The organism is Sphingomonas pseudosanguinis, assembly GCF_014196255.1.
GTDB lineage: Bacteria > Pseudomonadota > Alphaproteobacteria > Sphingomonadales > Sphingomonadaceae > Sphingomonas > Sphingomonas pseudosanguinis.
This window is the reverse complement of record NZ_JACIDH010000001.1, coordinates 574,584-593,556: the sequence shown is the minus strand read 5'-3', so window position 1 is coordinate 593,556 and position 18,973 is coordinate 574,584. Positions and strand designations below refer to the sequence as shown.

16 protein-coding genes are annotated in these 18,973 nt (G+C 66.7%); 3 read left to right on the top strand and 13 right to left on the bottom strand.

The features are described from left to right. Window positions 1-149: 149 nt before the first annotated feature. On the top strand, window positions 150-1,946 hold the full coding sequence (glgX, locus tag GGR48_RS02765; RefSeq protein WP_183950354.1) for a glycogen debranching protein GlgX: 1,797 nt from the start codon (window positions 150-152) through the stop codon (window positions 1,944-1,946). A 121-nt stretch (window positions 1,947-2,067) separates the two neighbouring features. Here the strand turns inward: glgX and cyoD are convergent, their stop codons facing one another. Genes cyoD through GGR48_RS02740 form a run of 5 tightly spaced genes read right to left on the bottom strand, consistent with a single transcriptional unit; the run spans window position 2,068 to window position 6,452 of the window. Further along, window positions 2,068-2,451 carry a cytochrome o ubiquinol oxidase subunit IV gene (gene cyoD, locus GGR48_RS02760; protein WP_183950353.1) on the bottom strand — a complete coding sequence of 128 codons (384 nt, stop codon included), beginning with the start codon at window positions 2,449-2,451 and terminating at the stop codon, window positions 2,068-2,070. Further along, the gene (locus GGR48_RS02755; protein ID WP_183950352.1) at window positions 2,448-3,083 is read right to left on the bottom strand and encodes a cytochrome c oxidase subunit 3; all 636 of its coding nucleotides are present in this window, start codon (window positions 3,081-3,083) and stop codon (window positions 2,448-2,450) included. Before GGR48_RS02755 ends, cyoD begins: the two co-directional genes overlap by 4 nt. After that, on the bottom strand, window positions 3,080-5,092 hold the full coding sequence (gene cyoB, locus GGR48_RS02750; RefSeq protein ID WP_221211339.1) for a cytochrome o ubiquinol oxidase subunit I: 2,013 nt from the start codon (window positions 5,090-5,092) through the stop codon (window positions 3,080-3,082). Before cyoB ends, GGR48_RS02755 begins: the two co-directional genes overlap by 4 nt. After that, complete coding sequence (cyoA, locus tag GGR48_RS02745) at window positions 5,089-5,976, bottom strand: ubiquinol oxidase subunit II (protein ID WP_183950351.1); 888 nt, start codon at window positions 5,974-5,976, stop codon at window positions 5,089-5,091. The genes cyoB and cyoA overlap by 4 nt, the downstream gene beginning before the upstream one ends. Before the next feature lie 50 nt (window positions 5,977-6,026). After that, the gene (locus tag GGR48_RS02740) at window positions 6,027-6,452 is read right to left on the bottom strand and encodes a hypothetical protein (protein WP_221211338.1); all 426 of its coding nucleotides are present in this window, start codon (window positions 6,450-6,452) and stop codon (window positions 6,027-6,029) included. Window positions 6,453-6,571: 119 nt separating this feature from the next. On the opposite strand from GGR48_RS02740, the gene GGR48_RS02735 reads away from it, so the two are divergent. Next, window positions 6,572-7,414 carry an HpcH/HpaI aldolase/citrate lyase family protein gene (locus GGR48_RS02735; protein WP_183950349.1) on the top strand — a complete coding sequence of 281 codons (843 nt, stop codon included), beginning with the start codon at window positions 6,572-6,574 and terminating at the stop codon, window positions 7,412-7,414. A 624-nt stretch (window positions 7,415-8,038) separates the two neighbouring features. On the opposite strand, the gene GGR48_RS02730 is transcribed toward GGR48_RS02735, so the two are convergent. The 7 genes from GGR48_RS02730 to GGR48_RS02700 form a co-directional block, all read right to left on the bottom strand. Continuing rightward, on the bottom strand, window positions 8,039-8,599 hold the full coding sequence (locus GGR48_RS02730; RefSeq protein ID WP_240456165.1) for an ABC-type transport auxiliary lipoprotein family protein: 561 nt from the start codon (window positions 8,597-8,599) through the stop codon (window positions 8,039-8,041). 44 nt (window positions 8,600-8,643) lie between these two features. Next, the gene (locus GGR48_RS02725; protein ID WP_183950348.1) at window positions 8,644-9,606 is read right to left on the bottom strand and encodes an MlaD family protein; all 963 of its coding nucleotides are present in this window, start codon (window positions 9,604-9,606) and stop codon (window positions 8,644-8,646) included. Beyond that, window positions 9,606-10,520: an ABC transporter ATP-binding protein gene (locus GGR48_RS02720; protein WP_183950347.1), complete on the bottom strand. Its 915-nt coding sequence runs from the start codon at window positions 10,518-10,520 to the stop codon at window positions 9,606-9,608. Before GGR48_RS02720 ends, GGR48_RS02725 begins: the two co-directional genes overlap by 1 nt. Further along, window positions 10,520-11,626 carry an ABC transporter permease gene (locus GGR48_RS02715; protein WP_183950346.1) on the bottom strand — a complete coding sequence of 369 codons (1,107 nt, stop codon included), beginning with the start codon at window positions 11,624-11,626 and terminating at the stop codon, window positions 10,520-10,522. Before GGR48_RS02715 ends, GGR48_RS02720 begins: the two co-directional genes overlap by 1 nt. Window positions 11,627-11,723: 97 nt before the next feature. Beyond that, complete coding sequence (locus GGR48_RS02710) at window positions 11,724-12,929, bottom strand: DUF445 domain-containing protein (protein ID WP_183950614.1); 1,206 nt, start codon at window positions 12,927-12,929, stop codon at window positions 11,724-11,726. Window positions 12,930-13,194: 265 nt separating this feature from the next. After that, window positions 13,195-16,398, bottom strand: a complete 3,204-nt coding sequence (locus GGR48_RS02705; protein ID WP_183950345.1) for an efflux RND transporter permease subunit — start codon at window positions 16,396-16,398, stop codon at window positions 13,195-13,197. Between the two features lies 1 nt (window position 16,399). Next, complete coding sequence (locus tag GGR48_RS02700; protein ID WP_183950613.1) at window positions 16,400-17,578, bottom strand: efflux RND transporter periplasmic adaptor subunit; 1,179 nt, start codon at window positions 17,576-17,578, stop codon at window positions 16,400-16,402. Between the two features lie 207 nt (window positions 17,579-17,785). On the opposite strand from GGR48_RS02700, the gene GGR48_RS02695 reads away from it, so the two are divergent. Continuing rightward, on the top strand, window positions 17,786-18,526 hold the full coding sequence (locus GGR48_RS02695) for an SIMPL domain-containing protein (protein WP_183950344.1): 741 nt from the start codon (window positions 17,786-17,788) through the stop codon (window positions 18,524-18,526). Between the two features lie 180 nt (window positions 18,527-18,706). On the opposite strand, the gene GGR48_RS02690 is transcribed toward GGR48_RS02695, so the two are convergent. Beyond that, entirely contained in the window at window positions 18,707-18,964 is a 258-nt protein-coding gene (locus GGR48_RS02690; protein ID WP_042483991.1) for a GlsB/YeaQ/YmgE family stress response membrane protein, read from the bottom strand. Window positions 18,965-18,973: the final 9 nt, after the last annotated feature.

The following is an 18,973-nucleotide window of genomic DNA, read 5'->3' as shown; positions in this document are numbered from 1 at the left end:
CCTGCAAGGGGAGGTGGCAGCGCGGGAGCGCTGACGGAGGGGTGTCCCCGGTTGCGAGGTCATACCGCACTTACCAGCGAGGACACCCCTCCACCATGCTACGCATGGTCCCCCTCCCCTTACAGGGGAGGAATTGCAATGCTGTCACCATGACGAATCAACTTGCCTTACCTCTCGGCGCGATGCCTGTCCCCGGCGGCACCCGCTTCGCCGTGCGTTCGACCGCCGAGCGGGTAGAGCTTTGCCTGTTCGAAGGCCCCGACGAACGCCGCATCGCCATGACGCGCGACGGCGATGTGTGGAGCGCCACGGTCCCCGGCACCGACCACCTCTATGGCTATCGCGCGCACGGACGTTACGATCCGCCGTGTAACCTGTGGTTCGACCCCGCCAAGCTGCTTGTCGACCCTTACGCCCTCGAACTCGACCGACCCTTCGTCCAGTCCCCGCGCCTTGGGCAATACGGTGAGGACACTGCCGACATCGTCCCCCGCGCCAGAGTCATTGCCCCGCTGACCACCACCCCACCGCCGCCGCTGTTTCGGCCGGGCGGACTGATCTACGAACTCAACGTGCGCGGCTTCTCCATGCGCCATCCCGCCATCCCGCCCGAGCAGCGCGGGACTTTGGCGGCGCTGTCGCATCCAGCGGTGCTCGATCACCTCCGCAAGCTGGGCGTGGCGGCGGTCGAACTCATGCCCATCACCGCCGCCATCGACGAGCGGCATCTCCCCCCGCTCGGCCTGCGCAATGCCTGGGGCTATAACCCGGTCGTGCCGATGGCGCTCTGCCCCGAGCGAGTACCGGGCGGCGTCGCCGAACTGGTCTCCACCATCGCCGCGCTGCGCGAGGCCGGGATCGGCGTCATCCTCGACCTCGTGTTCAACCATATGGGCGAGAGCGACGTGCAGGGCGGCACGCTGTCCTTCCGGGGCCTTGATCCGGACGCCTATGCGCATGCCCCCGATGGCACGCTCATCAACGATGCCGGAACCGGCAACACGCTCGACGCCAGCCGCCCGAGCGTGCGTGCGATGATCCTCGACAGCTTGCGCCATTTCACGCGAGTGGGGGGGGACGGCTTCCGCTTCGATCTCGCGCCGGTGCTAGCACGCGGACCGGGCTTCGATGCCCGCGCCCCCATCTTCGCCGAGATCGCCGCCGATCCGATCCTTTCGACCCGCATCATGATCGCCGAGCCCTGGGACATCGGCCCCGGTGGCTATCAGCTCGGGGCCTTCCCCGAGCATTGGCTGGAGTGGAATGACAAGTACCGCGATCAGGTCCGCCGTTTCTGGCGTGGCGATGGGTGCAGCGGCGATCTGGCGACGCGGGTCGCGGGGTCGGCGGATGTTTTTACCGGCCCCGCCAGCCGCTCGGTCAATTTCGTCGCGGCGCATGACGGCTTCACCCTCGCCGACCTGACCGCCTATGCCGAACGCCACAACCACGCCAATGGCGAGGACAATCGCGACGGGCATGGCGACGAGGTGTCCTGGAACCACGGGCAGGAAGGCCCGACCGACGACACCGCCATCCGCGCCGCCCGCGCCCGATCGGTGCGCACGATGCTGGCGACGCTGTTCCTGTCGCGTGGCACTCCGATGCTGACCGCAGGCGACGAATTTGGCCGGACGCAGCGGGGCAACAACAATGGTTATGCGCAGGATAACGAGACGACTTGGCTCGACTGGGAAAACCGCGACGAGGCATTGGAGGATTTTGTTGCGGCGCTGAGCACCTTTCGCCGGGAGACGCCGCTCGACTGGACGGACTGGCTGGATAAGGCGGAGTGGCGCAACCTGTCCGGTGATCCGATGACGCCGGAAGACTGGGAAGGCGATGGTTTTGCTTTGCACCTGCCGGTCGGCGACGAGAGCCTGATACTGCGCTTCGACCATAAGCGTGGCGTCTCTGCCATCCGGGGCCGAATGCTGGAAAGCTGAACTTAAACGCTCCCCTCTCCTTCAGGGGAGGGGCCGGGGGTGGGGCGCTGCAACAGGCGAACGGCAAGTGGATGGCCCCCACCCCAACCCCTCCCCTGAAGGGGAGGGGCTTAATTCTTGCTCAGGGCGTCGCCATCGGTCCCATCAGATTATGGTTCAGATGCCCCATGATCCAGATCGACCCCAGCAGCACCAGCGCCACGATCAGGATACCGAACAACAGCGCCAACACATTGTTGCTGTTGTCCGGCCCGGTCGTGATGTGGAGGAAGAAGACCAGATGCACGCCCATTTGCCCAATCGCCAGCGCGACCAGCGCGGCGGGCACGGCGGGACCCCAGACGATGTCGAACTGGACGAGTGCGAACGATGCCGCCGTCAGGATCGCCGCCGCGACCAGCCCGATCGCATAGCTGCGGATGCCGCCGACGATCGAGTCCCGCTCGGCATCCTCGCCGGGCGCGGTTTCGTCGCGCGCCATTTCCTCGTCGGGCCGCTCGCTCATCCCCGCATTCCCATCAGATAGACCATGGTGAACAGCGCCACCCAGATGATGTCGAGCGCGTGCCAGAACAGGCTGAAGCACAGGATGCGGCGCAATATGTCCTCGCGGAACCCCTTGGCCCAGGCCTGCGCCATCATCGTCGCCAGCCAGAGCATGCCCAGCAGGACGTGCAGACCATGGCACCCGACCAGCGCGAAAAAGGCCGACAGGAAGGCGCTGCGGCCCGGCCCATGCCCCTCCCCGATCAAATGGAGGAACTCATAGGCCTCCAGCGCCAGGAACCCCGCGCCGAACAGCCCCGTCACCGCCATTGCGATCTGGAACCAGCGCATGTCGCGCGCCAGCGTCGCGATTCCCGCCATCCCGCAGGCGAAACTCGACAGCAGCAGCAGCGCCGTTTCCGCCTTGACCAGGTTCAGCTCGAACAGGTCCTTGCCCGAGGGGCCACCCGCCGTCGCGTCCTTCAGCACGGCATAACCGGCGAAGAAACAGGCGAAGAGGATGAAGTCCGACAGCAGGAAAATCCAGAAGCCGTAGGACACCACCACCCGCTTGGGCGCGGGGCCGTCCGGGTTCGGCTCGGCGGCGCGGCCCAGCTTGTTGGGGTCATGGGTTGGCGCGGCCTGGCTCACGACAGCGCCTCTTCGGGCAGATCGAGCAGCGTCGCCTTGCTGCGGCGGCGCGCCTGGTCGAGGCGTTCGACCTCCTCGACCGGAATCTCATACTCCGCCTTGTCGCGCCATGCGAAGACGATGAACGTCCCCCACGCGCCGAAGAAGCCCAGGATCACCAGCCACCAGATATGCCAGATCAGCGCAAAGCCCATGGCGGTGGCGAAGAAGGCCGCGACGATCCCGGTCGGCGAGTTGCGCGGCATCTCGATCGGTTCGTAATCGGGGCGATCGGACAGGGCACGGTTCTCCCGCGCGCGCGCCTTGATGCCCCAATAGGCTTCCTCGCCCTTCACATCGGGCAGCACCGCGAAGTTGAAGGCGGGCGGCGGCGAGGTGGTAATCCATTCCAGCGTCCGCCCGTCCCAGGGATCGCCGCTTTCGTCGATGCGGTCCTTGCGGGTCTTGATCGAGACGTAGAGCATCATGACCTGGCACGCGATGCCGGCCGCGATCAGCAGCGCACCGACGCCCGCGACCAGCAGCCAGGGGTGCCAGCCGGGCACGTCATAATGCTGCATCCGGCGCGTCATGCCCATCAGGCCGAGCACATAGAGCGGCATGAAGGCGACGTAGAAACCGCTGATCCACAACCAGAAGGCGCGCTTGCCCCAGGTCTCGTCGAGCGTGAAGCCGAACATCTTGGGGAACCAGAAGGTGAAGCCCGCAAAGGCCCCGAACAGCACGCCGCCGATGATGACGTTATGGAAATGCGCGACCAGGAACAGTGAGTTGTGCAGCACGAAGTCGGCCGGGGGCACCGCCAGCATCACGCCGGTCATGCCGCCGATCACGAAGGTCACGATGAACCCGATCGACCACAGCATCATCGACGTATAGCGGATGCGTCCGCCATACATGGTGAACAGCCAGTTGAAGACCTTCACCCCCGTCGGCACCGCGATGATCATCGTCGTGATGCCGAAGAAGCCGTTCACATCGGCGCCTGCCCCCATGGTGAAGAAATGGTGCAGCCAGACCATGAAGGACAGGATGCAGATCACCATGGTCGCGATGACCATCGAGCGATAGCCGAACAAGGGTTTGGACGAGAAGGTCGAGATGATCTCCGAAAACACACCGAAGGCGGGCAGGATCAGGATATAGACCTCAGGGTGACCCCAGGCCCAGATGAGGTTCACGAACATCATCTGGTTGCCGCCCGCTTCGGGCGTGAAGAAGTGAAACCCCAGATAGCGATCGAGGATCAACATGCCGAGCACGGCGGTCAGCACCGGAAAGGCCGCGACGATCAGCAGGTTCGAGGCGAGCGACGTCCAGGTGAACATCGGCATCCGGCTGTAACCCATGCCGGGCGCACGCATTTTCAATATGGTGGTGACGAGGTTCACGCCCGAGAGCAGCGTTCCCATGCCTGAGATTTGCAACGCCCAGAGGTAATAATCGACGCCCACACCGGGCGAGAATCGCAGCTCGGACAGCGGCGGATAGACCAGCCAGCCGGTCTTGGCGAACTCGCCGATGACCAGGCTCATATTGATGAGCAGCGCGCCGCTGGCGGTCAGCCAGAAGCTCACCGAATTGAGCGTCGGGAAGGCTACATCGCGCACGCCCAATTGCAGCGGCACGACGAAGTTCATCAGCCCGATCATGAACGGCATCGCCACGAAGAAGATCATGATCGTGCCGTGTGCGGAAAAAATCTGGTCGTAGTGATCTGGCGGCAGATAACCTTCATTGCCGTACGCGATCGCCTGTTGCGACCGCATCAGCAGCGCGTCGGAAAATCCACGCAACAGCATGACGCCCGCCAGCAGGCAGTACATGACGCCGATCCGTTTATGATCGACGCTCGTGATCCACTCGCTCCAGATGTACGGCAGATGCCCGCGCCGCCACACCCAGATGAAGACGCCCAGCAGCACCAGACCGATGACGCCCGCCGACACCAGGGGAAGCGGTTCGTGGAACGGGATCGAGTCCCAGCCGAGCTTGCCGGTCAGGCTCATTGCTCGCGCCCGTCCTTGGCTTGCTCACCCTCGGGCGCGCCGTTCCGCATGACGATCTGATCGTAAAGGCCGGGCTGAAGCCGGGGATAGCTGGCGGGGCGGACATTGCGGCTGGGATGCGCCATCGCGACGAACTCTGTCCAGTCGAGCGTCTTGCCCATCCCTCCCCGCGCGGTCGCGACGAAGCGGTCGAAGGCAGCTTGCGGCACCGCGTCGACGAAGAAGTCCATATCGGCAAAGCCCTCCCCGCTATAATGCGCCGACAGCCCGCGATAGCGCCCGGCCTTGTCGGCGCGCAGATGCAGCGTCGAGTCCATGCCCGACATGGCGTAAATCTGGCTGCCCAACTGCGGCACGAAGAAGCTGTTCATCACGCCCGCCGAGGTGATGCGGAATTTTACGGGCGTGCCGACCGGCACGACCAGCCGGTTGATCGTCGCCATCCCCTGTTCGGGATAGAGGAACAGCCATTTCCAGTCGGTCGCGACGACCTCGACCGTCATCGCCCTAGCCTTGGATGCAATGGGCTTGGGCGGATCGAGATCATGGCTGCCGATCCAGGCGATGCCGCCCAGGAACATGATGGCCAGCGCCGGGATCGACCAGACCAGCAGCTCCAGCCGCCCCGAATAAGCCCATTCGGGCAGATGCTTGGCGCGAGTGTTGCTCGCCCGGAACCACCAACCGAAGGCGAAGGCCAGGATGATCACCGGCACGACGATGGCCAGCATCACCGCCAGCGCATTGAAGAAGATACTGCGCTCGCCCGCAGCGATCGGCCCGGCCGGGTTCAAGATACCGGGTTCACAGGCGGCGAGGACAAGACAGGGTAGAAGGCACGTAACGCGCGCAATTCCAATGGGCAGGCGCGGCGTGCGGATCATCACGGCGCTGAACGGCAGGCCAAGGCTTTCGTTCCATGGCCTGATCCGGATCAAGCGATCCGTCGGACAGGCCCTCCATCGCCTTCGTCATTGGCCGGGGTCCGGGAGCGAACGGATCGCGTCGTGTTCCGCTGGGCACGCATGCGAAAGACATGACGAAAGACCGGCAAGCGCGCCGTGACCGTCCGCGACATCAGCCCGGTCATGCCAAGCTCGACCATCCCGCTCCATTCGATGGTGGACAACAGCGTCGTGATTTCGCCGACCGAGCCGCCAAGCCCTGCCAACATGCGGATTTCATCGATCTCGAACCAGATCGCCAGGCCGATCAGGGCCACGCCGCCGATCAGGACTACCCACTGGGCCGGCGTCGTCCGGTTGAGCCGCCGCGCCAGCGGATCGACCGTCATTGCCGCCAGCCAGCGGCTGACCGGCACATTAGGAAAGCGCCGCATCATCAGCATCGCCGCCACCATGATTGCAACCAGCGTTATCGATCCCCCCACCTGTTCCTCCCCGATTGACACCGGCGAAGTGGTGACCGGCCATCGCTTCGCCAATGGCATGATGCGCTACATCCGCATATATTTGATCCATGACCGCCATCCTGCGCAGCGCGCTGTTCCTGCCCGCCTCCAATCCCCGCGCCATCGCCAAGGCGCGCCAGCTCAACAGCGATGCCGTGATCCTCGATCTGGAGGATGCGGTCGCACCCGAGGCCAAGGCGGCGGCTCGCGATTCGGCGGTCGCGGCGGTGCGTGAGGGCGGCTTTGGCAAGCGCCTGCTGGTGGTGCGCAGCAATGGGCTGGACACGCCATGGGCCGCCGACGATCTGGCGGCGCTCGCCGCGGTGCGGCCGGCGGCGGTGCTGATCCCCAAGGTCGATGACGTCGCCACGCTGGCGGCGGCCCGGCAGGCGCTGGGGCCGGGCGTGCCGCTCTGGGCGATGATCGAGACGTGCCGGGGCCTGTTGTCGCTGGGCGCGCTCGCCGGGGCGGCGGCGGAACTGGGCCTGACCTGTCTGGTCGCGGGGACCAACGATCTGGCCAAGGAGATGCGCCTGCCCTCCCCGCCCGCCCCCGAGGCGCTGCGCCCGCTGCGCGTCCAGATCGTCGTCGCGGCACGCGCGGCGGGGCTGATCGCGCTCGACGGCGTCTGCAACGCCATCGACGCGCCCGAGCGGCTGGCGGAGGAATGTGCCGAGGGGCGGCGGCTGGGCTTTGACGGCAAGACGCTGATCCACCCCAGCCAGATCAACGCCGCGCATCACGGCTTCGGCCCGAGCGAGGCGGAAATCGCCTGGGCGCGCAAGGTGGTGGCGGCGTTCGCCGAACCGGCGCATGCCGGGCTGGGCGCGATCCGTCTCGACGGGCAGATGGTCGAGCGGCTGCATCTCGCCGACGCGGAACGGGTGCTGGCGATCGCGCACGCGGGCTGAATCCATTCCTCCCCTACAAGGGGAGGTGGCAGGCCGCAGGCCTGACGGAGGGGTGTAACCGGTCGCGAGGGCGGTTCAACTGCCGAGCCATGCCCCCGACATCGTCCGGGCATGTCAAACTTCGCTCCCTGGGGCCTATCGACATTCCGACAAGGCCATCTTCCGTCCACCCCGATTAGGGATCGTTGCAAAGCTCTGCACTATGCCGACGCAGGCCGAGGTCCGGTCGGATTAGCGCTGATAAGCGATGGAAAGCATTCAGCGTCTGGACCCCGGCCTTCGACGGGGTGGTGCCTGACAGGCGGGAAACGCTAGAGCGGGATAACGTCAGTTTGACCCAAGCCGTCATTGCGAGCGTAGCGAAGCAATCCAGAGCGTCTTGCCTGGATTGCTTCGCTACGCTCGCAATGACGAATCCACCTCATGTCATCCTTCTCTAATTTCGCAACGATTCCCTGTAAGAGGAGCCATGCGGGCATGATGGGGGGCATCCCCGGTCGTAAGGGAAGACTTATCTCGCCAACGGGGACACCCCTCCGTCAGGCCTTCGGCCTGCCACCTCCCCTTGCAGGGGAGGAATGGAATAAACGTCGATTGGCCTCCGCCGGAGAGGATTCGTCGCGATTACCGTCCGACCCAGTCCGCCACCTGCTGGGCGACCTGGTTCGCCGCCTGATTCAGCGCGGGGCCGACGCTCTCCGCGTCGATCTTGCCGACCGGCACGCGCGCCTCGAAACGGCGCTTCTCGATCGCGGTCTGGCCGTCGCGCATCAGCGAGGCGTCGAACACCACCACGGCGTCGCGGCGTACCGCGTCCATGCCGAACTGGCGCAGCTCGCCCGCCAGGCGATCGCCGGCATCGGCCACCGACTCGCGCGCCGACAGGACCACCCGTCCTTCGCGCGCGGTCAGCGTGTCGGAGACGAGCCGTGCGAACAGCCGCGCGGGCGGCTCGGCCCATTGCGCGTCCTTCACGTAGGCGATGCTGGTCGTGTCCTCCTGCACCGGCACGCGCGCGGTCGCCAGCTCCTGGGGCGTGGTCGGCACCTGGATGGTGATCGACTTGGCGCGCGCGGAATTCTGCGTCTGGCCCACGGTCGGCGCCGACTGCGCCTGCAGCGTCATCAGCGAGGGGGGCGGCTTGGCCCCGAAACTGATGCACCCGGCCAGCGGAAGCGATGCCATCAGAACGATCAGCGGAGTCTTCATGACGGTCCTCATCGGCTTCCTCACTTGCCCTTATAGTCCGGCAGCTTCTGCTGCCCGATCAGCGACCCGGCGCCCTGCTGGTCGACCTTTTCGGCGACGGCCGACAGCGACTGGGTCATGACGCGCAGGTCCTTCACCAGACGATCCACCTCGGGCACGGTCTGCTTCGAGAAGGTCTGCAGGCCCGGCCGCGCATCGCCGATCGCGGAGTTCAGCGTGTCCGCGCTCTTCTGCGCCGAGGCGATCGCCTTGTTCAGATTGGCCATGGTCGGCTTCACCTCATCGGCGAGGATGCCGTTGGTGGTCGCCGCCAGCTGGCCGATCGATTGCGCCGCATCGCCCGCCTGCTGGATCGCGACGCGAGTCTGCGCCAGCGTCGCGGCGATCTCCGGCCCGCGATCGGCCAGCGCATCGGTCAGGCGGTTGGTGTTGTCGAGAATTCCCGCGATCGACGCCTGGTTGCGGTCGGACAACAGCCCGGTCAGTCGCTCGGTCAGGGTCGACAGCCGCTCCAGCAGTTGCGGCGCGGAGTTCAGGATCGCACCGATACCGCCCTGCTTGGTCGGGATGACCGGCACGCCGTAAGGGCAGAGCGTCAGATTCTCGGGCTGCGGACAGGCGATCGGCGGCGCGCCTTTCCGTGCGCCATCCAGCGAGATGGTGCTGGTGCCGGTGAAGCTGGCCGAGATCGACGCGGTCGTGCCCTGCAGGATCGGCGTCTGGTCGTTGACCGCCACGCGCACCCGCACGAACTGCGGATCGGGCCGCCACAGCGCGATTTCCTTCACCTGCCCCGAGGGCACGCCCGAATAGGTGACCGCCGACCCCTTGGCCAGACCGTCCACCGACTGACGGAAGAAGATGTCATATTCCTTCTCCGACGTACCGCCCAGACGGGCGATCCAGACGGTGAAGATCGCCAGCACTGCGAGCAGGATCAGCACGACAGAGCCGACAAGGACGTGGTTCGAACGGGTTTCCATCAGCGTGTCCCTGCTTCGCCTCTCGCATGGGCATCGGCCGCATTGCCCTGGCTATGCTGGCCGGTGGCATGGGCTTCGACTTCGGTGGGGTGGCGCGCCGCATCCGCGTCCGCCGAGCGCGGCGCCATGCCGGCGACCTCGTCCTTGGCGGCGATGGCGGCGCGGCCGCGCGGCCCCTTGAAATATTCCTCGATCCACGGATGGTCGAGCGCGATCAGTTCGTCGATCGTGCCGACCGCGATGACCTTCTTGTCGGCCAGCACCGCGACACGGTCGCAAATGGCATAGAGCGTATCGAGGTCATGGGTGATCAGGAAGACGGTCAGCCCCAGCGTCTTCTGGAGCGACGCGATCAACTGGTCGAACGCGGCAGCGCCGATCGGGTCGAGGCCGGCGGTCGGCTCGTCGAGGAAGAGCAGTTCGGGGTCGAGCGCGAGCGCGCGCGCCAGGCCGGCGCGCTTCTTCATGCCGCCCGACAGTTCGGCCGGATATTTCGGCCCCGCGTCGGCGGGCAGGCCGGTCATCACCACCTTGTACGACGCGATCTCGTCCATCAGCGCCTGGGGCAGGTCGCGGTAGAATTCGCGCAAAGGGACCGCGACATTTTCCGCCACGGTCAACGTCGAGAACAGTGCGCCGCCCTGGAACAGCACGCCCCAGCGCTTGCGCACCTCGGTCGCCTCGGTCGCCTCGCGGCCGATGGTCGGTTCGCCGAACACGGTGATCTCGCCCGCATCGGGGGTCTGCAACCCGATGATCGTGCGCATCAGCACCGACTTGCCGGTGCCCGATCCGCCGACCACGCCCAGGATCTCGCCCTTGCGCACGTCGAGGTCGAGGCCGTCATGGATGACCTGCTCGCCAAAGCTGTTGCGCAGGCCCCGGACCTGGATGATGTTTTCCGCGCCGGCCATCAGTCCCATCCGATCCAGGTGAAGAAGACCGCGAAGAACGCGTCGAGCACGATCACAAGGAAGATCGCCTGCACCACGGCCGCTGTGGTGCGCAGGCCGACCTGCTCGGCATCCGACTTGACCTGCATCCCCTGGAAACAGCCGGCGATGGCGATGATCGCACCGAAGACCGGCGCCTTGATCAAGCCGACATACAGGTCGGTGATCGGCACGACCTCGCGGATGCGCGCGATGAAGGTGACGGGGGGGATGCCCAGCGACACCGCCGCCAGGAAACAGCCGCCGATCATCGCGATCAGCGAGGAATAGAAACCCAGGAGCGGCATCAGCGTGACCGCCGCGATGGTGCGCGGCACGACCAGCGCCTCCATCGGCGACACGCCGATGACGCGCATCGCGTCGATCTCTTCGGTCAGCTTCATCGTACCGAGCTGCGCGGCGAAGGCCGAGCCGGAGCGACCGGCGACCATGATCGCGGTCATCAGCACGCCCAGTTCGCGCAGCGTCAGGCGGCCGACCAGGTTGATCGTGAACACCTCCGCGCCGAACTGGCGAAGCTGCACCGCGCCCTGTTGCGCGATGACGATGCCGATCAGGAAACTCATCAGCCCGATGATCGCCAGCGCCGAGACGCCGACCGTCTCGAACTCGTGCACCACCGCATTGAAGCGGAACCGGCGGGGATGGCGCAGCACCGCCAGGCCGGCCAGCACCGTCGCGCCCATGAAGCCCAGCAGGCCGTATAGCGTCTTCATCGCGGTGACGACGGCGTCGCCCACCTCGCCCGCGACGCGCGCGAAGGGGCTGATCGGCTTGGGCCGCATCGCGACCGGCTGATCCGCCTCGACCACCTTGTCGACCAGATTGCGCTGATTCTCGTTCAGCCCCTCGATCGCGGCATCGTTGCGCGCGGCGAAGCGATGGACCAGCCAGGCGCCGACGGTGTCGATCCGCTCGACCTGCGACAGGTCGATCCGCTTGATCGAGGCATCCTCGCGATCCAGCCGTTCGGGCAGGTCGCCCAGCGTCGCCAACGACAGATTGCCGGTAAAGCGCAGGGCGCCCCCGTCCGCCGGATCGAGCTGATAATCGGCCTTGGCGTTCATCACCTGCCTCTTTGCGGGAAAGCGCGGGCATCGACAAGGCGCTTCGTCCCCGCGACGAATCGAAGTCGTGCCTTAATTAGACGGATTGGTGACGTTTTCAAAGCAGCCTGTCCACGACATGAAGGACCAGGCCGACGCTGCCGCCGACCAGCGTGCCGTTGATGCGGATATATTGCAGATCGCGGCCGACCGCATTCTCCAGCCGGCTGGTGACGGTATCGGCGTCCCAGCCGCGCACCGTCTCCGACACCAGCCGGACGATGCCGTCGCCATAATCGGCGGCGATCCCCACCACCGCGCGACGGACGAAACGGTTGATCGTGGCCGCCAGCCGGGGATCGGATTGCAGCGTCTGGCCCAGTTGGCGCAGCGTCTCGCCCAGCTTGCCCGCGGTCACCGCCTCGGGATCGCGCGCCAGCCGCAACAGCCCCTCGCGCGCCTGTTCCCACAATCCGTCGAGCCAGCGCTGCATCGCCGGATTGGCGATCAGATCGGCTTTCATCGCCTCGACCCGGGCGCGCATGTCGGGATCATATTGCAGGTCCCAGGCGAGGCGATCGAGCCCCTCCTCGATCTTGAGGCGGATCGGATGGTCGGGGTCGTCCGCCATGTCGTGCAGCAGCTTGTCGAGGCCGTCGATCAGCTTGTCGGCGACCGTCTCGTCCAGGCCGGTCCAGCGCAGGATCGCGCCGGCGCGTTCATGCACCATGGCGCGCACCACCGGTTCGTTCGCGGCGAGCGCCTGCCCGGCCCAGCGGATGACCGATTCCATCAACGGTACATGCCGCCCCTCGGCGATCGCGGCCTTGAGCAACTGGCCGAGGATCGGCGACACCTCGGTCGCGCGCAGCCGCGATCCGATGCCCGCCTTCACCATGCCGCCCAGCCGTTGCGGATCGAAGGCGGTCAGCATCTCGGCGAACAGGCGTGACGCCCCGCGCCGGATGCGTCCGCCCTCCTGCGGCGGCTGGGCCAGCCAGCGGCCGGCGGCACCGGCGACATCCAGCCGGTTCATCCGGCGCGCCACGACGCGCGGGATCAGGAAATTGGTGCGCAGAAAATTGGCCAGCGTGTCGCCGATCCGGTCCTTGTTGCGCGGCACGATCGCGGTGTGCGGGATCGGCAGGCCGAGCGGATGGCGGAACAGCGCGGTGACGGCGAACCAGTCGGCCAGTCCGCCGACCATCGCCGCCTCGGCAAAGGCGCGGACAAAGCCCCAGACGGGGTGGATCGGCTGGAAATAGCGGGCGACGAGGAACAGCGCCGCCATGGTGACCAGCAAACCGGTCGCCACGACCCGCATCTTCCGCAGGGCGGGTGGAACGGTCTGGCTACCCCCCGATCGCATGGCGACTTCCATCGATCAGAACAATTCGCGAGCGACGGCTTTGTTCAAGCGGAATCTTTCCCGAGCGTAACGAAGCGGGAGCAAATCCTCCCCGGCACGGGGAGGTGGCAGGGCGTCAGCCCTGACGGAGGGGGGCTTCCACACAGCGTGTCGCTTGCGGCGCTCCCCCTCCACCATCCTTCGGATGGTCCCCCTCCCCGTCCCGGGGAGGATGGTTCCGTCACTCCGCCGGATCATACCCCAGCTTGCCGGTCGCGGGCGGCAGCGCGGGGCCGCCCGCCGGGCCTTCGATCACCGGCCCACCCTGCTCGTCGCCGGGCTTGTAGGTCAACAAGCGGCGACCCAGACGCGGGCCGATCCAGCGTTCGACCCCGACCGCCAGGCTGAAGGCGGCGGGCACGATCAGCAGGGTCAGCATCGTCGACATGGTCAGGCCGCCGATCACCGTCACGCCCATCGGGCTGCGCCACGATCCGTCGCCGCCCAGCGACAGGGCGGTCGGCACCATGCCCGCGACCATCGCGACGGTCGTCATGACGATCGGCTGCGCGCGCTTGTGGCCGGCGTCGAGCACCGCCTCGCGGATCGGCACGCCCTTGGCGATCTCCTCCAGCGCGAAGTCGATCAGCAGGATCGAATTCTTCGCGACGATGCCCAGCAGCATCAGCAGGCCGATATAGACCGGCAGCGACAGCGGATTGCCCGTGACATACAGCGCGATCAACCCGCCCAGCGGCGCCAGCAGCAGCGAGGCCATGTTGACGAAGGGCGGCAGAAAGCGGCGATAGAGCAGCACCAGCACCGCGAAGACCATGAAGATGGCCGAGATGATCGCGGTGAAGAAGTTCTGCATCATCTCCGCCTGCATCTTGGCCTGGCCCAGCACCATCTCGCTGACCCCCATGGGCAGGTTCTTCATGATCGGCAGGTCATGGACCTTCTTCATCGCGTCGCCGCTGATGACGCCCTTGGCCAGGTCGGCGCCGACGGTGACCTGGCGGCGCTGGTTGACGCGGTCGATCTGGGTCGGGCCGGCGCCCAGACCGATATCGGCGACGACGCTTAGCGGCACCGATCCGCCCGTCTGGGTCTGCACCGGCAGATTCTGGATCGTCGACATGCGCGCACGCGCATTCTGGTCGAGCGCGACGCGGATCGGCACCTGACGGTCGGACAGCGAGAAGCGCGCAGAATTCTGGTCGATATCGCCCAGCGTCGCGATCCGGATCGCGCTCGACAGCGCCTGCGTCGTCACGCCCAGATTGGCCGCGAGGTCGAGGCGCGGGCGGATGACGATTTCCGGCCGGTCGAGATTGCCGACGATGCGCGGCGCGATCAGGCCGGGCAGCGTGCCCATCTGCTCGACGATCTTGTTGGCGGTGTCACGCAACACGGCGGGGTCGTCGCCGCCCAGCGTGATGGTCAGGTCGCGCCCGCTCGATCCCCAGCCGAATTGCGACTGGAAGGTCACGCGCGCATCGGGAATGGCGGCGAGCTGCGGCGACAGCGAGCGTTCGAAGTCGGTGCTCTTCATCGAGCGATCCTCCTTCAACGTCGCCACGACGCGGCCATTGCCGACGCTGGTGCGCGAATAGACCGATTCGACATCGGGCTGCTTCTTCAGGAACTGCGCCACCTGCCGCACGACCACGTCGGTCTGCGCCAGCGTGGTGCCGGGCACCATCTCGATCTTGGCGACCGCCTGGTCATTGTCCTGCGGCGGCTGGAAGGTCTTGGGGATGATGCCGAACATCACCACGGTCAGCACGAACGCGCCGAAGCCGATGCCGATCACCCACAGACGATGGTCGCGGAACCGGCCGAAGAAGCGCCGGAAGACCCCGCGCCGTACCCCGTCGGTCGGTCGATCATAGCGCAGCGACCAGCGCAGCGTCGCCATATAGGCGTCCATCAGCTTGCCCTCGCCATGGCTGGCATGGCCGGCGGACTTCAGGAAATAGGCCGCGATCATCGGTGTGATCAGACGCGCCACGGCCAGGCTCATCAGCACCGAGACGACGACGGTCAGACCGAAATTCTTGAAATACTGGCCAGGGACGCCGGGCATCAGCGCGACGGGCAGGAACACCGCGACGATCGCCATGGTGGTCGCCAGCACGGCCAGGCCGATCTCGTCCGCCGCGTCGATCGACGCCTGATAGGCGGATTTGCCCATGCGCATATGGCGCACGATATTCTCGATCTCCACGATCGCATCGTCGACCAGCACGCCCGCCACCAGGCTGAGCGCGAGCAGCGTCATCTGGTTCAGCGTGAAGCCCAGCAGGTCCATGAACCAGAAGGCCGGGATCGCCGACAGCGGGATGGCGAGCGCCGAGATCACCGTCGCACGCCAGTCGCGCAAAAAAATGAAGACGACGATGACCGCCAGCACCGCGCCCTCGATCATCGCATGGATGGCGCTTTCATATTGCTGCTCGGTGTACTTCACGCTGTTCGAGCGGAGGACGAACTTCACCTCCGGGTTGCGCTTTTCCAGCCCCTTCAGCTTCTCGACCGCGCCGTTGAAGACGCTGACGTCGGAGGCGCCCTTGGCGCGCTGAAAGTCGAAGCTGATCACCTGCCGCCCGTCGACCGCCGCCTGCGAGCGCTGCTCGGCATACAGGTCGCGCACGGTGGCGATGTCGGCCAGGCGCACGGTCCGGCCGCCCCGCACGTTGATCTGGGTCTGGCCCAGGTCATAGGCGTTGCGGGCATTGCCCAGCACGCGGACCGCCTGCTCGGTGCCGGCGATCTCGGCACGGCCGCCGGCGGCGTTCAGGTTGGTCATGCGCAGCTGCGCATTGACCTCGCTGGCGGTCAGGCCCTGCGCCTGCAGTTTGAGCGGATCGAGGATGACGCGGATCTCGCGCGTCACGCCGCCGTTGCGGATGACCTTGGAGAGACCGGGGACCGACAACAGCTCCTTGGTGACGTTGTTGTCGATATACCAGCTGAGCTGTTCGGGCGTCATGTTGGACGCGACCGCCGAATAGCTGGCGAGGTCGTTATCGGTCGAGTCGACGCGGATCACCTGCGGCTCGAGGATACCGTCGGGCAGCATCGAGCGGATCTGGGTGATCGCGTCGCGCGCATCGCTGACCGCGCGGTCGATCGGCGTGCCGATATCGAGCTGGACCAGGGTCTGCGACGTGCCCTCGGTCACGGTCGAGGTGATCTGGTCGACGCCCTGCAGGTTCCGAAGCGCCGCCTCGACCCGCTGGGTGACCTGCGTCTCCAGCTCGGTCGGGGCCGCACCCGGCTGGTTCACGACGACGACGACGATCGGGAAATCGATGTCGGGGTCGTTGTTGACGTCCATCCGCATGAAGCTGACGATCCCCGCCAGCGTCAGGGCGACGAACAGGACGATCGGCGGAACGGGGTTCCGGATCGCCCAGGCGGAGATGTTGCGGAAACTCATGTCACTTGGCCTCCCGGCCCGCGAGGATCGGGTGCACCACCTGGCCCGGTGCCAGGAAGCCGCCCGCCGAACGCACCACCCGTTCGCTGCCGTTCAGGCCCGAGGCGATGGTCACGCCGCTGTCCGATACCTGGCCGATCTTGATGTCGCGGCGCGCGACCTTGTTGTCGGGGCCGACGATGTAGACGAAGCTGCCCTTGTCGTCGCTCTGGATCGCCGAATCGGGGAGCAGCGGCGCATTGGCCGTGCCGCCGCGGATCGTCGCCGCCGCAAAGCCGCCCGGACGCAGCGCCGGGTCATAGGACAGGGCGATGCGCGCGACGCCCTGTCGCGTCTGCGGATCGATGACCGGCGACACCTGCCACACCTCGCCCTTGAAGCTCTGGTCGCCGCCGACCGGCTTGACCGTAGCGGGCGCGCCGACGCTGAGGCCGACGAGATCGGATTCGGCGAGCTGCGCGCGCAATTCCATCTGCCCGCCCATCGCCATGCGGAACAATACGCCCGAGCCCGAGCTGACGATCTGGCCCGGCTCGGCGGCGCGGGTCAGGATCAGGCCGGCGGCGGGGGCGCGGATGTCGAGCCGGCCGTTGCGCGCCTGCGCCTCGCGATAGGTCGCCTGCGCCGCGCGGACGCGGGCGGCGGCGGCATCGCGGGTCGCGGTGCGGCGTTGCAGATCGGCCTTGGAGATGAACCCGCGATCGACCAGCTGCTGCGCACGGTCGAGCTCGGCCTGCGCGATCTGCTGATCCGACTGCGCCACCGCGACCTGCGCGTTGAGCGCCGAGGCGGTCTGGGTCTGGACCGAGCGGTCGACCGTCGCCAGCACCTGGCCCGCGCCGACCCACTGGCCGGGTTCGACCAGCACGCGTGTGACCAGCCCGCCCTCACCCGCGACGCCGACCGGCATCTCGCGCCGCGCCGCCAGCGTGCCGGTGGCCGAGATCAGCCGGCTGACCGATTGCTGGCCGGGAACGATGACGGTGATGTTGGGCACCTGGGTCCCCGCCCCCGCCGTGGCGCCGGCCTCATGCTTCTTGTTGCCGAGGAAGAACCAGGCGGCCAGCCCCGCGACCAGCAGGACCGCGACGATCGCGATCCAGCGCGACCGCTTGCTTGGCGCCGGCCCCTCAAGCTCCAGATGCTGGCCGCCACCGATCGCACCCGTCTCGTAATTCATGTTCGCCACCAATCCCCGCTCCGCATCCTCTATGTCGCTCCACCACGCAGGATGCGCCACTTTGATGCTGTATTATAGAAATACATCACTCTCCTCAAGCGCCTTTGCACATCACCCGATTCAGGCGGCTCCAGAAGGAATGTGGCGCGTTCATCGCACGTTTTGCCGCATCAGGCCAAAGACTTGTCCACATCGAGGGAGATACTGATGAACAAGATCCTGCTCACCGCCATGCTGGCCCCCGCCGCGCTGCTGCCCGGTATCGCCGGCGCGCAGTCGGCGCCCGCCCCCACCACGGTCGAGCCGCTGGTGCCCGCCGCCGGCACCGTCCTCGACGTCTCGGCCGAGGGGCGGACGAGCCGCGTGCCGGACCTGGCGACGATCCGCGCCGGCGTGGTCAGCCAGGGGGCGACCGCCGCCGCCGCGCTGTCCGACAATGCCGCGCGGATGCAGCGCGTGCTGGCGGCGGTGAAGCGTGCCGGCGTCGCCGATCGCGACATCCAGACCGCGACCGTCCAGCTCCAGCCGCAATATCGCTATGGCGAGAATGTGCCGCCGGTGATCACCGGCTATCAGGCGACCAACACGCTCAGCATCCGCTTCCGCGACATCGCCAAGTCGGGCAGCGTGCTCGACGCGCTGGTCGCGCAGGGGGCCAACCAGATCGACGGCCCCAATTTGTCGCTCGACAATCCCGATGCCGCGCTGGACGAGGCGCGCGCCGATGCGGTCAAGCGCGCCCGCGCCCGTGCCGAGCTCTATGCCAAGGCGGCCGGCCTGCGCGTCGTGCGCATCGTGTCGATCACCGAAAATGGCGAGAATGCGGGCGGTCCCGTCCGCCCCGTCATGCTGCGTGCGATGGCGGCCGAAGTCGCCGCCCCGACCAGCATCGCCCCCGGCGAGCGCGACGTCACCGTCAACGTCTCGGTCCGCTTCCTGCTGGGCTGAACCGATCCCGCCCCCATCGCCGTCCGGGCATGGGGGCGGGCGTCACCGGCCCGTTCGTCATGGCAAACCCGCCGGGACGACCGGTGCCGCACCACGAGGGCGCTGCGGCCGAACACCCATATGCGAAAAGGCCGCCCGGTCGCCCGGACGGCCTTTCGATCCTTCGTCAGGCAGATGCGATTAACGCACCCGACCGCGACGAACGAGGTTCACGATCGCCAGCAGGACGACAGCGCCCAGCAGCGAAACGAGGAACGAGGTCAGGGTCAGACCCGCATTGTTGATCGAACCGCCCGCAAAGATCAGGCCGCCGATGAATGCGCCGACAACGCCGACGACGATATTCAGGAAGATGCCCTGCTGAGCATCGGTACGCATGATGATGCTGGCCAGCCAGCCAATGACACCACCGACGATAAGCCACAGGATAATACCCATTGTCTTTCC